Raw genomic sequence first — 14,998 nt, forward strand, 5'->3', positions numbered from 1 at the left:
GCCCGCCACCGCAAGGGGATAGTGCATAATTTGTTAAGCGGCTTCGCTTCGGCCGGCGAGCTATCAGACCTGCTCGATGCGCAGCATGTGGTTGTCCCAGACATAGTCCGGTTCAGAGCGTGTCGTGCCGCTGCCCTCGATGATTTCGCCGGCGCCGGTGGTGGCCATGAAGCCGGTTCCGTCGGGCGCCACGCCGCAGACCTCGACCAGCGCGCTGTTCGAGACGATCCGGCCACTGGCCGAATCGATGACGACAAGCGAATTGCCTTCCGGCGAGGAGACGGCGATGGTGCCGGCAGCCGGATTGGCAGCGACCGAGCCTATGTAGTTGCGGAAGCCGGACAAAACGTCCTGCGGCATGTCGAGCAACTGCAATTCCTTGCCGCGCGTGGCGCGGCCGACCAGCAGCGGACGATCGGTGCCCGGCCCCCGGTACTGGCAGCCGAACCAGACGGTTCCGGACGGATCGGTGTCCATATGGCGGATCGACAGCTGGTGCAGCGCGGCCGGCAATTCGTGTTTCTCGATGAGACCGCCGGTGACGCGGTCGATCAGCACGTAGGATGGCTTCATGGTGGCGATGTTGAGCTCGGCGCGGCCGTAATCCGGATGGGTCTCGATGCCGCCATTGGCAACGGCGATCGTCCTGCCGTCGCCCAGCAGCAGAAGCTCGTGCGGACCCATGCCATAGGTCGGAAATTCGCCGACACGGCTGAATTTCGCCCGCGCATCGTAGACGCCGACGACGCCAGCGGCGTTGTCGAAGTCGTTTTCGGTGGCATAGAGCAGCGCACCGTCGGCTGAAAACACGCCATGGCCGAAGAAATGCCGACCGGCGATGCTGGCGATGGTCAGCGGCGCGTCACGGCCCGAGTGGTCGAAAACCACGGCGAAGGTGCCGGGCTGGCGAGCGAAGACCACCGAGCGTTTCGACACCTGATCGAAAGTGACGTCGTGGCCGCGATCGGGCAGGTCGATCGCATGCAGGACCTTGCCAGCCTCGGACAGGACAGCGGCGCCAAAACTGCCGTCGCGCTTGACGAAGGCGGTGGCGAAGACGGCATCGGCCGCAAGCGTCTTCGCCCATGCTGACGGCGCCATCGCGGCCATGAAGCCAACGCCGGCAGCTCTCAGGAAATCGCGGCGGTCGATCAGAGGCGTCCTCAAAATCAGTCCCCATCCAGCGAGGAGAAGCCGGCGGTCAGGCCGAATTCGGCGGTCAACCTGGTGCCGATCAGGGTCGACAGGCTGGAGGTGATCAGCGCGAAATGGTCGAGTTTGTCACGCAGTGCCGGATCGGCAAGCGCCTTGTCGATTGGACCGCTGACGGCCTTGGCGGTGGCGACGCCGTTGACCAGCTGGATGTGGATCGATTCGGCCATCCAGCGTTCATCGGCCGGCAGGGCGTCGCCAAGCTTCGAGGCCTGGAACAGCGTATCGATGCCGGAGAGATTTCCAGCCAGTGACGCGGTGGTGTTTTGCGAGCGCCAGTAGATTGCCTGTTTCGGCTTGTCAGCATCCGGCTTACCGCCGAAAAACCCTTTCAGGCGCACGTCGCGGACCATTTCCAGCTCATTGATGAAGACGCCGACCAGTTCCGTCACCGCTTCGTTGCCGTCGCGGTAGAGCGGGTTCTGCGGCCCCGGATTGGCCCAGAGCGCTGCAAAGCCGTCCGGCTTGTTCCAGGCGGCGCTGACCTCACCGGCCATGGTTTCGATGTTGCCGGCAACCGCGGCGCCATAGGCGCAGCGATAGGGATCATCCTTGCCGGCAAGTGCATCGGCGCCGTCGCCGTAAAGAACGAACTCCAGCGCGCCCAGCCCCTGCATGGCTACACTCTTGCCGGCCAGCTGTGCCGGATCGGTCGCGGTCGGATCCTTGTCGGACAGCGCCGCCTGCACCTGCTTCAGGCCGATGCTCTTGCGATCCGGCCAAAACAGCATGCGTTCCAGCCGGTTGTTCTCCTTGATCGGCCCGAAGCCGATGATTTCGGCTGACGACCAGGCATGGACCGTCGCGGAAAATTCGGCGCGCGCCGCATCAAGCTCCCCTTGTGAGGGCGTGACGCAGAGCTTTCGCATGGATCCGGTCAAGGTTTCAGCATGCTCGTGCAGGCTGGCATAGGCCGGGCGGACAAAACCATCGATCGCCCGCTGGATGATGTCGGAGGCTTTGACCGCCGCCGACGCAGGGACACCGCCCAGCAAAGCCAGCGGAACAACGAGAAACAATGCAGAGCGCTTGAGCATCACAGTGACTCCAGGAATTTGAGCAGCGCATCACGGTCGGCCACATTGGCCGCGGCAAAGCGGTCGCGCGCTTTCTGCGCTTCGCCGCCATGCCACAGGATCGCCTCGGTCAGGCTGCGCGCGCGTCCATCATGCAGGAAGAAGGAATTGCCATTGACCGTCTCGGTCAGGCCGATGCCCCACAGCGGCGGTGTGCGCCATTCATTGCCCGTCGCATCGCCTACCGCCTGGCCATCAGCCAGATCAGGCCCCATGTCGTGCAGCAGGAAGTCGGAATAGGGCCAGATCAACTGGAAGGCCTGCGCCTTGTTGGGCGTGCCGCGACGGGTGACGAATTTCGGTGTGTGACAGGCAATGCAGCCGATCTCATAGAAGATTTTCTTGCCCGTAAGCACTTGCGGTGTGTCGAGGTCGCGGCGCGCCGGCACGGCCAGGTTCTGCGAATAGAAGGTGACGAGATCCATCACCGGCGGCGGCGCCTCGACCGGGCCGAGACGCTGCTGCACGCCGTTCGGCATGGCGAGGCATTTGGCTTGCGCGGCGGTGCAGTCGCCCCAGTGTTTCGGCTCTTCCGGCGTCGAGATGCCGATGTCGCCGGCAAAGGCATCCGCCGCTTGCTGGCGGATCGACGCGGCCTGTGCCTTCCAGCCGAAACGGCCAAGCGTCAGCTCGTTGCTCTGGCCATCGCGCACGATGTTCGGCCTGCCGGAAATGCCGTCACTGTTGCGGTCGTCCGGGTCGGCGCGGACCAGAATGTCCGCCGGTGCGATCTGTTCGATCAGGCCAAGGCCGATCATCGGCGGCGTCAGGCGCGGCGACAGCGCGGTACGCGAATCGAGCGGTCCATAGGCAGGATCGACAACCGAATAGCTTGGTTTGCGCAAGGAAATAACGGTGCCGTCAGCCAGCATCACCTGCCGTTCCTGATAGTCGACATGCATCCGGCCTTCGCCGCGCAGGCCGGGCACGGCCAGTTCCTGCAACTGCGTGCCGTAGACCGGGTCGGGGAAATTGAGCGCCTTGTGTTCGGCAAGCTCGGCTTTCTCCTCCTCGCTGCTTGCCTCGCGGGCCAACCGCAGGAACATCGACGTCGTGCCGGTGTCGCCTTGCGGCGGACGGCCGCGGCCATCCTTCAGATGACAGTTCTGGCAGGCGCGTTCGTTGAACAGCGGGCCGAGCCCATCCGACGCCTGCGTCGAGGATGGCGACGACACCCAGTTCTTGCGGAAAAGGGCATTTCCGAGCTTGAAGTCGCCCTCTTCCTCGAAGGTGATGTTGGCCGAGGGTTGCGAGAAGGAATCGCGGCTGACGTCCTTCCTGGACGTACCGGCGCCGCCTTGTATCAGTTCGAATTGCTCGGGTTTGGAAAAATCAGTGGTCGGCCTGGTGATGGCGGTGACGCGCGCCTGATCCTTGGGATTGAGGTCGGTGCGCGTGGTGGCGAGGCCGGCAGGCTGAAGGTCACCGGCCATCGCGGAAGAGGTGAGCGCCACCACGAGGATGACACAGCGCCGACGCGCCAATCTGGCCGGCGTCTTCTCGAGGAGCGGCGAACCATCGGCCCGCCGCGAGCGGCGCACGAATTCTAGCAGGCGCCGCATTCCCGCATGCCCTTACTCCGCCTCGTCCGCCGATGCGGCGTTGAGCTGGCCGTATTTTTCCTCGCCTATCGAGGCGAGCAGGTCGAGCTGCGTCTCGAGGAAATCGATATGACCTTCCTCGTCAGTCAGCAATTCCTCGAACAATTTCATGGTCACGTAGTCACCCGCTTCCTCGCAGATCTCGCGCGAACGCTTGTAGGCAGTACGCGCGTCATATTCGCCGGCAAGGTCGGATTCGAGCACTTCCTTGACGTTCTGCCCGATGCGCAGCGGCGCCACGGACTGCAAGTTCGGATGGCCTTCAAGGAAGATGATGCGGGCCACGAGCTTGTCGGCATGATGCATCTCCTCGATCGATTCCGCGCGCTCCTTCTTGGCCAGCTTGGCGTATCCCCAGTCCTCGAGCAGGCGGAAATGCACCCAATACTGGTTGACGGCGCCGAGCTCCAGAAAAAGAGCCTCGTTAAGCCGCTCGATGATCTGCTTTTCGCCTTTCATGGGTTCTGCTCCCGTATTGGACGCGCAGGCCTCTGACGCGATCCAGATGTGAAACGACATCCACGCCGCTCGCCTCCGAGCGGGCGTGGTAATTTTCGGTGACCCGAATGATCGTTTCGACCACATTTGGGAAGCAGCCGCAACAGCGACCGCGCTTTTGCATGGCATGATAGACCTTCGCCGGCACGATCAGCTGCCAGGGATCCTGGCCCAGCAGCCCGATGATCGTCTGCTCGATCTCCTTCTCCGTGATGATGTTGCAATGGCAGATCAGCATTAGTTTGCTCTGGCTGACGGCGCCTCCCGCGCCGTGTGGCTGTATTTACCCTGACGGCGCTTACTTGAACACCTTGTCGGGTGCGTCGAGGCTGTCGGAGCCCTCGAAGGCGATGGCGTTAAGCTTGAGAGTGCCAACGGCGCGTTCGATCGACTTGGTCTGGTCGATCAGTGCGTCGATCGCTGCCTGTACGGTGGCATTGCCTTGCGTGTTGCCCTCGGCGATCTGCTGGTCATAAGCCTCGCCCGCCAGTGCCCGCGCCTTGATCGCCTCCATCTTGGCGACGGTGACATCGAGCTTGTCCGACAGTTCCTTGTCGATCGCCGGATCGGCTGCCTTCACCATATCGGCCACCGAGGGACCCGAAACGACGGTGCCGTCGAGCCTGGTATAGCTGGCATGATAGGCGGCGCGAATGCCGATGGCGTCGTAGAGATGCGAGTTGTAGGTGTTGTCGGAAAAGCAGTCCTGCTCCTCTTCCGGGTCATGCAGCAGCAGGCCGAGCTTCATGCGCTCGCCGGCCAGTTCGCCATAGGACAGCGAGCCCATGCCGGTGAAGATGATCGAGATGGCGGTGTTCGGCTCGCCGTCGACGAGGTTCTTGCGGGCGGCGCCGTCCTCCTTCCAGTCGTTGACCATCTTCTGCAAGTCGGAGACCAGAAGGTCAGTCGCCGATTTCAGATACTGGGCGCGGCGGTCGCAATTGCCGCCGGTGCAGTTCTTGAGATCATAATCCGTGTAGGGCCGCTCGCCGGCGCCCGGACCGGTGCCATGCAGGTCCTGGCCCCAGAGCAGGAATTCGATGGCGTGATAGCCGGTGGCGACATTGGCTTCGATGCCGCCGGCTTGCTGCAGCGTGCCGGACAGGAATTCCGGCGAAAGCTTCAAGGCATCGACCTTCTTGCCGTTGATCTCGATCGACTTGTTGGCGATCACATTGGCCGTATAGAGCGAATTCGCGTCCGATTCAGTGCCGTAGCTCTTGGCGACGTAGTCGATCAGGCCTTCGTCCAGCGGCCAGGAATTCACCTCGCCTTCCCAGTCGTCGACGATCTTGTTGCCGAAACGGTAGACTTCGGTCTGCTGATAGGGAACGCGCGATGCCTTCCAGGCGTCACGGGCGGCATTGAGTGTTTCCGCCGACGGCGTGGCGAGCAATGCGTCGACCGCCTTGTCGAGCGCCTGCGCCGTGGTCAGCGAATCCTCGTATTTGGCCAGCCCGATGTCGGAATAGGTCTTGATGACCGCCTTCACGTCGGTTTCCGCCTTTGCCGGCAACACGAACACCGCCGCCGTCAGCAGGGCCGTGGCGCCGATCGCGGCCAGCCTGCCGCCATATCGTGCTGTCATAATCGCTCTCCAGTTTCTCGGAATTTCTGTAGACGGCGCGCGCGGCAACCGGAGCCACGCCATAGGCATGCCATTGGGCGCAAGAGATGCCGCGTCATCGCGCGGTTCGCGGAAGAAAGACACCAAAATGCCTCCAATCGAAAGGGTTCAAGGCCCAGACATTAAAGGGATGCGCTGACGCGCGAGCTTCCATAAAGCTGCGACATCGTCGGATGTCAATGACAATCCGCAAGAAAAGTCAATTGAAACAACAGTTTAGAATTATTCTAAACTGCAACTGTCAACTTTATGCCTGTTCCTGCACCGGTCTTGCGACTGAACTGTACGATTGACAGCCGCCATTCCGGGTGCGACCCGCAAAAGCTCTCTCGCGGCGGCGCCAGACAATTGCCACTTGGCGAGACATCCTAGGATAGAAGCGGGATTGGAATGCGATGAAGAACGGTGTGGTCATTGTCGGCGCGGGTCATGCGGGCGTGCAAGCGGCTGCCAGTCTGCGCGAGGACGGCTATGACGGGCCGGTGATCCTGGTCGGTGACGAAAACGAGCTGCCCTACCACAAGCCGCCGCTGTCGAAGACCTTCATCAAGGATGCCGAGGCCAAGCCGCAACCCTTGCGTGGCGAGGCCTTCTACACCGGCAGCGCCATCGACTACCGGCCGGGTGTCAGGATCGATCGCATCGATGCCGGACGCCGCAGCCTGGAGATATCGGGCGGCGGCACACTTGCCTTCGACCATTTGATCCTGGCGACCGGCTCGCGGCCGCGCACCCTGCCGCTGCCGGGTTCGGATCTCTCCGGCGTGCTGTCGCTGCGCTCGCTGGCCGATGCGCGGCTGATCCGCGACCTCAGCGCACAGAGCGACGAGGTCGTCATCCTTGGCGGCGGCTTCATCGGGCTGGAGATCGCAGCCACCCTGCGGGCCGCCGGCCGCACGGTGACCGTTGTGGAAGCGGTCGACCGGCTGCTCGGCCGCGCCGTGGCGCCGGTCGTGGCGAGCCATGTCCGGCAACGGCTGGAAGCGACAGGCGTGCGCATCCTCACCGGCACCTCGATTGCCAGGCTCGAAGGCGAAAACGGCCATGTGGTGGCCGCGATCACCTCGTCAGGCGAAATTCTGCCGGCGCGTATGGCCATCGTCGGCATTGGCGCCGTGCCGAATGTCGAACTGGCGCAGGCCGCAGGCCTCGGCATCGCCAACGGCATCCGCGTCGATCACCAGATGCGCACTTCGGCACCTGAAATCCTGGCGATTGGCGACGCTGCCTCCTACCGGCACTGGTTCACCGGCGGCGATGTGCGGCTGGAATCGGTGCAGAACGCCACCGACCAGGCGCGGCTCGCCGCACGCACGATCACAGGCCATGCCGACGCCTATTCGGCGGTGCCGTGGTTCTGGTCCGACATCGGCGACATGAAATTGCAGATGGTCGGCCTGACCGCCGGCGGCGACAGCCATGTCGTGCTGGGCGACCTGCCCGACAACAAGTTCTCGATCTACCACTATGCCGGCGACCGGCTGCTCGGCATCGAATCCGTCAACCGCCCAGGCGACCACATGCTTGGCCGCAAGATGCTGGGCGCCGGCTTCTCGCCGACGCCGGAAACGGTGGCCATGGGTCCCGAAGGGCTAAAGGCGGCACTGGCCGCGTTTCAGGAAAACGTGCCGGCCAGGGCGGCGGGATAGCTGGCATCTGCTGAGGCAGGCGATCCTGGCAACAAACGTCAATTTAGAACGTCGGCGCTGCCCCTCATCCGCCTGCCGGCACCTTCTCCCCGTATAGTGACGGGGAGAAGGCAAGCGCTCCAGCTCAGGCAGCGCAGACTTCGCGGATCGAGCTTTCCAGGATGTCGAGCGCCTCGTTCATGACGCCGTCCTGGATGGTGATCGGGGCGAGGAAGCGGATGACGTTGCCGTAGACGCCGCAGGTCAAGAGGATCAGGCCCTTGTCGAGTGCCTTCAGCCGGATCGCATTGGCGATCTCGGCCGACGGCAGGCCCTTCTTGACGTCATTGAACTCGACGGCGTTCATGAAGCCGAGACCCCGGATGTCGACGATCTCGGGCACGTCGTCGCGGATCGACTGCAGCCGCTGCTTCAGCCTTGCACCCAGCGTGTTGGCGCGGTCGCACAGCTTCTCCTCGTCGATCACGTCGAGCACGGCGTGAGCGGCGGCGACGCCGATCGGGCTGCCGCCATAGGTGCCGCCGAGCCCGCCGGGGCCGGGCGCATCCATGATTTCGGCGCGACCGGTGACCGCGGCCAGCGGGAAACCGCCGGCCAGGCTCTTGGCCATGGTGGTGATGTCGGCCGCCACTTCATGGTGATCCATCGCGAACATCTTGCCGGTGCGGGCAAAGCCGGTCTGCACTTCGTCGGCGATCAGCAGCATGCCGTGCTGGTCGCAAAGCTTGCGCAGCGCAACCAGGAAGTCCCGCGGCGCCTCGTAGAAGCCGCCCTCGCCCTGAACCGGCTCGATGATGATGGCGGCGACGCGGGCCGGGTCGACATCCGCCTTGAACAGCCGGTCGAGTGCGGCCAGCGAATCGGCGACCGAAACGCCGTGCAGCGGCACCGGGAACGGCGCGTGGTAGACGTCGCCCGGCATGGCGCCGAAGCCGACCTTGTAGGGCACGACCTTACCGGTCAGCGCCATGCCCATGAAGGTGCGGCCATGGAAGCCGCCGGCGAAGGCGATGACCGCCGGGCGACCGGTGGCGTTGCGGGCGATCTTGATGGCGTTCTCGACCGCCTCGGCGCCGGTCGTGACGAAGATCGTCTTCTTCTCGAACTTGCCGGGAAGCATGGCGTTCAGCCGTTCGGCCAGCCGCACATAGCTCTCATAGGGCACCACCTGATGGCAGGTGTGGGTGAAGCGGTCGAGCTGCGCCTTGACCGCCTCGATCACCTTGGGGTGGCGATGACCGGTGTTGACGACGGCGATACCCGACGAAAAATCGATGTAGCGGCGGCCTTCGACATCCCAGATCTCCGAATTCTCCGCCCGGTCGGCATAGATCTGCGTGGTCATGCCGACGCCGCGCGAGATCGACTGGTTCTTGCGTTCGGAAATAGCTGAATTCTTCATGGTGTCCTCATCGGGCCGGCGCCCGTTCTTGTTTGATGCCGCTGACATGTCTTCTGACCTTATTTCACGTTTTCCTCAAGTCGGCACCACCGGCAGGCGATTGGGCCTGTGATCCCGGCGCCGCCTTAACCAGTCGACCGATACGCGTACGAGGGAGGTTCCCTTTTCCAAGAGATCGATTATCTTCGGACAGCCCGCGAGGCTCCAATGGGAGCGTCCCACGCAGGCAGGGGAAGCCATGACAAGGAACGCGACATCGTCCGCCTTGCAATCACCGCCCTCCAGCCTTTTGCCGTTTCGAACCGCCTCAATCCTCGCCTGCGCGATGGCCAGCCTGCTTCTTGCCGGTTGCCAGAAGCAGGAAGCGGCTGAGCACAAGCTGCCGATCATGGTGCGCACCGAAACGGTAGCGCTGGCCGACTATGCGCCGAGGACCTCACTGACCGGGGTGATCGCCGCGCGCACGCTGAACAATCTGTCGTTCCGGGTCGGCGGCCGCGTCGCCGAGCGGCTTGTCGATGTCGGCCAGCATGTCGACCAAGGCGCGGTACTTGCCCGCATCGATCCGCAGGAGCAGCAATCGGATCTGCGCTCGGCACAGGCCGATCTTGACGCAGGACAGGCGCAACTGACCCAGTCCGCCGCCGCCTTCGAGCGGCAGAAGACGCTGCTTGCCCAGGGCTTTACCACCAGGCGCGATTATGACGCCGCCGACCAGGCGCTGAAAGTGGCGCAAGGCAGTGTCGATGCCGCGCAGAGCGCGCTCGCCAACGCCCAGCAAAACCTGTCCTTCACCGAACTCAAGGCCGGCGCCGCCGGCGTCATCACCGCCCGCCAGGTCGAAACCGGGCAAGTGGTACAAGCGGCGCAAACCGTCTTCACTGTCGCCGAGGACGGCGACCGCGACGCGGTGTTCAACGTGCAGGAAACGCTGGTCGCCAGGACGCCGGCCTCTCCGGCGGTGACGATCACACTGTTGTCCGACCCGCAGGTCCGGGCGACAGGCAAGGTACGTGAAATCTCGCCGGCGGTTGATCCGGCGTCGGGCTCGATTCGGGTCAAGGTCGCCATTCCCGACACGCCCGCCGGCATGCCGCTGGGAGCCGCCGTCATCGGCTCGGTCAGCGCCAGACCGGCGAAGGTGATCCTGTTGCCCTGGCAGGCGCTGACGTCCAGCGCCGGCAACCCGGCGGTGTGGGTCGTCGATCCCTCGACCAAGGCGGTTGCGGCGACGCGGGTCGAGGTCCTGGCCTTCGATTCGGGCACGGTCGTCATCGCCAGCGGGCTGAACGAAGGCCAAAGCGTCGTTACCGCAGGCGGGCAATTGCTCAGTTCCGGACAGACGGTCGAGATATCGGGAGCGGCCCAATGAGCCGGCTGCCGCGTATACTGCTGGGCCTGTTCGCACTTGGCGCGCTCGCCGGCTGCTCGAAATCGGATGAAAAGCCGCCGGAAATCATCCGGCCGGTGCTGTCGGTCGTGGTCGAGCCGCGCACCACCCAGACCTTCGGCTTTGCCGGCTCGGTCGAACCGCAGGTCAGCGCCGACCTTGCCTTCCGCCTGCTTGGCCGGGTCGTCTCGCGCGACATCAATGTCGGCGATATCGTCAGCAAGGGCACGACGATTGCCGCGCTCGACCCTACCGCGCTGGAGCTGGCCGTCCAGGCCGCCAAGGCCGAGCTCTCCAATACCGAAGCACAGTTCGCCAACGCCGCCGCCAGCGAGGAACGACAGCAACAGCTGCTCGCTTCGGCCAATGCCTCCCAGGCCGTTTTCGATGCCGCGCAGCAGGCACGGAAAGCCGCAGAGGCCAGCGTCGAACGAGCCAAGGCTTCCCTTGCCAAATCGCAGGAACAGCTAGGTTATGCCCGCCTGTTTTCGGATTTCGACGGCGTCGTCACCGCGGTCGGCGCCGAGGTCGGTCAGACCGTCTCACCTGGCCAGACGGTCGTCACGGTGGCGCGCTCGGATCTGCGCGAGGCGGTGGTCGACATTCCCGACCAGTTGATCGGTGACCTCACGGCCGGCGCGCCATTCCAGGTCATCCTGCAATCGCTACCGACAATCCAGACCGAGGCCAAACTGCGCGAGATCGCGCCACAGGCCGAGGGCTCGACCCGCACGCGGCGCGTCAAGCTGACTCTCACCGATCCGCCGCAGGCCTTCCGGCTCGGCTCGACGGTGACGGCGACCCGTATGACCAAGGTGGCGCCGACGATCGAGCTGCCGATGTCGGCACTGCTCGAAAAAGACGGTTCCGACAGAGTGTGGATCGTCGACCCGCAGACATCGAGCGTGAGCGCGCACGAGATCAAGGTTGCCGCCAAGGGCGCCGCCACCTTTACCGTCGCCGAAGGGCTGGAGGCCGGCATGCGTGTCGTCACCGCCGGCGTGCACAGCCTGAGCGAAGGCCAGAAGGTGAAAGTGCCCGAGGGAGGGGCCTCATGAAAGGCTTCAATCTCTCCGACTGGGCGCTCAACCACCGTTCGCTGGTGTGGTACTTCATGCTGGTCTTCGTCGTGGCCGGCGTGTTCTCCTATCTCAATCTCGGCCGCGAGGAAGACCCGGCCTTCACCATCAAGACGATGATCATCCAAGCCAACTGGCCCGGAGCCTCAGTCAACGAGACGCTGCGTCAGGTGACAGACCGCATCGAGAAGAAGCTCGAGGAGCTCGACAGCCTCGACTACACCAAATCGGTCACTACCGCCGGCCAGACCGTCATCTTCGTCAACCTGAAGGATACCACCAAGGCGCGCGATGTCGTGCCGAACTGGATTCAGGTGCGCAACATGGTCAACGATATCAAGGCGCAGTTCCCGCAAGGCGTGCAGGGACCGTTCTTCAACGACCGCTTCGGCGACGTCTACGGCAACATCTATGCCTTCACGTCGGACGGGCTGACGCCGCGCCAGCTGCGCGACTATGTCGAGGATGTCCGCACAAAAATCCTGACCGTACCGAATGCGGGCAAGGTGGATCTGGTCGGCGCCCAGGACGAGGCGATCTATCTCGAATTCTCGACCCGCCAGATCGCGGCCCTTGGCCTCAACCAGCAAGCGATTGTCGCCAGCCTGCAGGCGCAGAACGCGATCACGCCGTCCGGCGTCATTCAGTCCGGCCCGGAGCGTATCAGCGTGCGCGTCGGCGGCCAATTCACTTCCGAAGAGAGTCTGCGCGCCATCAATCTGCGCGTCAACGACCGCTTCTTCCGGCTGAGCGATGTGGCGACGATCACGCGCGGCTATGTCGATCCACCGGCGGCGCTGTTCCGCTTCAACGGCCAGGATGCGATCGGACTCGCCATCGGCATGAAACCCAACGCCAATCTGCTCAAATTCGGCGAGGCGCTGCACCAGGAGATGAACAAGGTGTTGGCCGACCTGCCGGTCGGCGTCGGCGTGCATCTGGTCGCCGACCAGCCGGTCATCGTCGAGGAGGCGGTCTCGGGCTTTACGCGCGCGCTGTTCGAGGCGGTGGCGATCGTGCTCGCGGTGTCCTTCATCAGCCTCGGCATGCGCGCCGGCTTCGTCGTGGCACTGTCGATCCCGCTGGTGCTGGCCATCACCTTCACCGTCATGGAATATCTCGGGATATCGTTGCAGCGCATTTCACTCGGCGCGCTGATCATCGCGCTCGGGCTCCTGGTCGACGACGCCATGATCGCGGTCGAGATGATGGTGGCGCGGCTGGAGGTCGGCGACAATCTGCGCAAGGCGGCGACCCATGTCTACACATCCACCGCCTTCCCGATGCTGACCGGTACACTGGTGACGGTCGCCGGCTTCATTCCGATCGGCCTCAACAACAGTGCAGCCGGCGAATACACCTTCACCCTGTTCGTTGTCATCGCCGTGTCGCTGCTGGTGTCCTGGATTGTGGCGGTGCTGTTCGCGCCGCTGCTTGGCGTCACCATCCTGCCGGCAACGATGAAGACGAAGCATCACGACCAGCCCGGCCGCTTCACGTCGCTGTTCCGGCGTGTGCTTGTCGGCTCGGTGCGCCATCACTGGCTGACCATCATCGCCACGGTGCTGTTGTTTGCCGGCTCGATCGCCGGCTTCGGCCTGGTACAGCAGCAGTTCTTTCCACCATCGGACCGGCCGGAGCTGATCGTCGACTGGAACCTGCCGCAGAACTCATCGATCGCCGAGACGCGCGACCAGATGGAGCGGTTCGAGCAGCGGGCGCTGGTCGGCAATCCCGACATCGACCATTTCTCGTCCTATATTGGCCAGGGCGCGGTGCGTTTCGTGCTGGCTTATGACGTGCAGCCGGCCAACCCCTATTTCGGCCAGACCGTTATCGTCACCAAGAGCATCGAGGCTCGCAACCGGGTGAAGCCTGCGCTGGAGAAACTGCTGCGCGAGGAATTCGTCGGCACCGACGCCTTCGTCAAGCCGCTCGAGCTCGGACCGCCGGTCGGCCGACCCGTGCAGTACCGCGTCGGTGGTCCCGACGTCCAGACGGTGCGCGGGCTGGCGCAGCAATTCGCTGGCATCATTTCGGCCAATCCCAAGCTCGCCGCGCCGACCTTCGACTGGAACGAGCCGCAGCGCGTGTTGAGGGTCGACGTGCTGCAGGACAAGGCACGCCAGCTCGGCATCACCTCCTCCGATATCGCCAGCGCGCTCAACAGCACGGTTGGCGGCGCCACCATCACCCAGGTGCGCGACGCCACCTACCTGATCAATGTCGTGGCGCGCTCACGCGATGCCGAACGCGGCTCGATCGAGACGTTGCAGAACATGCAACTGCCGACCAGCACCGGCGAGGCGATCCCGCTCGCGGCCGTCGCCAACTTCCGCTACGACCTTGAGCAGCCAACGGTGTGGCGGCGCGACCGCATACCGACCATCACCGTGCGCGCCGGCCTGGTCGGCGACACGTTGCCGGCAACCGTCGTCAACGAACTGAAGCCATCGGTCGACGCCTTCATTGCCAAACTGCCACCGGGCTATTCGATCGAGACCGCCGGCTCGGTCGAGGAAAGCGGCAAAAGCCAGGGACCGATCGCGGCGGTGGTGCCGTTGATGCTGTTCGTGATGGCCACGATCCTGATGGTGCAGTTGCAAAGCTTCCAACGCCTGTTCCTGGTCGTTGCCGTGGCGCCGCTCGGCCTGATCGGCGTGGTGGCGGCCTTGGTGCCCAGCGGCGCGCCGCTTGGCTTCGTCGCCATCCTCGGCGTGCTGGCACTGATCGGCATCCTGATCCGCAACTCGGTCATCCTGATCGTGCAGATCGAGGACCTCGTCGCCGAAGGCAAGGACCGCTGGGCGGCCGTCATCGAAGCGACCGAACACCGCATGCGGCCGATCGCGCTGACGGCTGCCGCCGCCAGCCTGGCACTGATCCCGATCGCACGCGAAGTGTTCTGGGGGCCGATGGCCTACGCCATGATGGGCGGCATCATTGCCGGCACGGCGATTACGCTGCTGTTCCTGCCGGCGCTTTATGTGACGTGGTTCAGGCTCAAGGAGCCGAAGCAGGGGGACGAACCATCCGTTCCGGAGAACGGCGAACTGGCGCAAAGCTCGACTTAAGGCCCTGCTGCATCACTCGTTGTCGTTGGAGGGTACAGGGAGTGATTTGGCGCGCTGCCAAGGCGACGATTTGGAACTGCGCCAAGCATGCCATCCTTTTGGCAAATCGGCCAACGCCAAGATGCTTTCATCCCGCCGAACCACCTCCTGCAGGCCGACGAGCATTATCTCGCGTTCGTCCCAATCTCGCGTGTCGCTGCTGTGAAATTGCCAACTGCCACCTTCATCATTATCGGCATCGTCGTCGTCAGCTTCATGCACAACGTATGCGATCCAGTCGTTACGTTTAAATATACTCTTGTCCGATAGCACCGCGACATTGGGTGGATCTGCAAACTTCCATTCGTCCATGGAATTTCTCTGAAAACGGTTGGTTCTGCACACAGGAAG

12 protein-coding genes are annotated in these 14,998 nt (G+C 63.8%); 4 read left to right on the forward strand and 8 right to left on the reverse strand.

Going from position 1 to position 14,998, the window contains the following annotated elements:
• Positions 1-63: 63 nt before the first annotated feature.
• Genes FCU66_RS19170 through FCU66_RS19195 form a run of 6 tightly spaced genes read right to left on the reverse strand, consistent with a single transcriptional unit; the run spans position 64 to position 5,975 of the window.
• A complete protein-coding gene (locus FCU66_RS19170; RefSeq protein ID WP_136619812.1) occupies positions 64-1,167 on the reverse strand; it encodes a DUF1513 domain-containing protein in 1,104 nt (367 codons plus the stop codon).
• A gap of 2 nt (positions 1,168-1,169) precedes the next feature.
• Positions 1,170-2,249 carry an imelysin family protein gene (locus tag FCU66_RS19175; protein WP_136619813.1) on the reverse strand — a complete coding sequence of 360 codons (1,080 nt, stop codon included), beginning with the start codon at positions 2,247-2,249 and terminating at the stop codon, positions 1,170-1,172.
• Positions 2,249-3,850 (reverse strand): di-heme oxidoreductase family protein, encoded by a 1,602-nt coding sequence (locus tag FCU66_RS19180; RefSeq protein ID WP_136619814.1) that lies wholly within the window; start codon positions 3,848-3,850, stop codon positions 2,249-2,251. Before FCU66_RS19180 ends, FCU66_RS19175 begins: the two co-directional genes overlap by 1 nt.
• A gap of 12 nt (positions 3,851-3,862) precedes the next feature.
• Entirely contained in the window at positions 3,863-4,348 is a 486-nt protein-coding gene (gene bfr, locus FCU66_RS19185; protein ID WP_136619815.1) for a bacterioferritin, read from the reverse strand.
• On the reverse strand, positions 4,314-4,625 hold the full coding sequence (locus FCU66_RS19190) for a (2Fe-2S)-binding protein (RefSeq protein ID WP_136619816.1): 312 nt from the start codon (positions 4,623-4,625) through the stop codon (positions 4,314-4,316). The genes bfr and FCU66_RS19190 overlap by 35 nt, the downstream gene beginning before the upstream one ends.
• A gap of 60 nt (positions 4,626-4,685) precedes the next feature.
• Complete coding sequence (locus tag FCU66_RS19195; RefSeq protein WP_136619817.1) at positions 4,686-5,975, reverse strand: imelysin family protein; 1,290 nt, start codon at positions 5,973-5,975, stop codon at positions 4,686-4,688.
• A 434-nt stretch (positions 5,976-6,409) separates the two neighbouring features.
• Between FCU66_RS19195 and FCU66_RS19200 the strand changes: the two genes are divergently transcribed.
• Positions 6,410-7,663 carry an NAD(P)/FAD-dependent oxidoreductase gene (locus FCU66_RS19200; protein WP_136619818.1) on the forward strand — a complete coding sequence of 418 codons (1,254 nt, stop codon included), beginning with the start codon at positions 6,410-6,412 and terminating at the stop codon, positions 7,661-7,663.
• Between the two features lie 124 nt (positions 7,664-7,787).
• Here FCU66_RS19200 and FCU66_RS19205 read toward each other — a convergent pair whose 3' ends face one another.
• Positions 7,788-9,065: a 4-aminobutyrate--2-oxoglutarate transaminase gene (locus FCU66_RS19205; RefSeq protein WP_136619819.1), complete on the reverse strand. Its 1,278-nt coding sequence runs from the start codon at positions 9,063-9,065 to the stop codon at positions 7,788-7,790.
• 238 nt (positions 9,066-9,303) lie between these two features.
• Here FCU66_RS19205 and FCU66_RS19210 point away from each other — a divergent pair, with 238 nt between their 5' ends.
• Genes FCU66_RS19210 through FCU66_RS19220 form a run of 3 tightly spaced genes read left to right on the forward strand, consistent with a single transcriptional unit; the run spans position 9,304 to position 14,608 of the window.
• Positions 9,304-10,437 (forward strand): efflux RND transporter periplasmic adaptor subunit, encoded by a 1,134-nt coding sequence (locus FCU66_RS19210; RefSeq protein ID WP_136619820.1) that lies wholly within the window; start codon positions 9,304-9,306, stop codon positions 10,435-10,437.
• Positions 10,434-11,513, forward strand: a complete 1,080-nt coding sequence (locus FCU66_RS19215; RefSeq protein ID WP_136619821.1) for an efflux RND transporter periplasmic adaptor subunit — start codon at positions 10,434-10,436, stop codon at positions 11,511-11,513. The genes FCU66_RS19210 and FCU66_RS19215 overlap by 4 nt, the downstream gene beginning before the upstream one ends.
• The gene (locus FCU66_RS19220) at positions 11,510-14,608 is read left to right on the forward strand and encodes an efflux RND transporter permease subunit (protein WP_136619822.1); all 3,099 of its coding nucleotides are present in this window, start codon (positions 11,510-11,512) and stop codon (positions 14,606-14,608) included. Before FCU66_RS19215 ends, FCU66_RS19220 begins: the two co-directional genes overlap by 4 nt.
• A gap of 12 nt (positions 14,609-14,620) precedes the next feature.
• Here FCU66_RS19220 and FCU66_RS19225 read toward each other — a convergent pair whose 3' ends face one another.
• Positions 14,621-14,959 carry a hypothetical protein gene (locus FCU66_RS19225; RefSeq protein WP_136619823.1) on the reverse strand — a complete coding sequence of 113 codons (339 nt, stop codon included), beginning with the start codon at positions 14,957-14,959 and terminating at the stop codon, positions 14,621-14,623.
• Between the last annotated feature and the right edge of the window lie 39 nt (positions 14,960-14,998).

The sequence above is a fragment of the Mesorhizobium norvegicum genome (genome assembly GCF_004919685.1).
In the GTDB taxonomy this organism is placed as follows: Bacteria; Pseudomonadota; Alphaproteobacteria; order Rhizobiales; family Rhizobiaceae; genus Mesorhizobium; species Mesorhizobium norvegicum.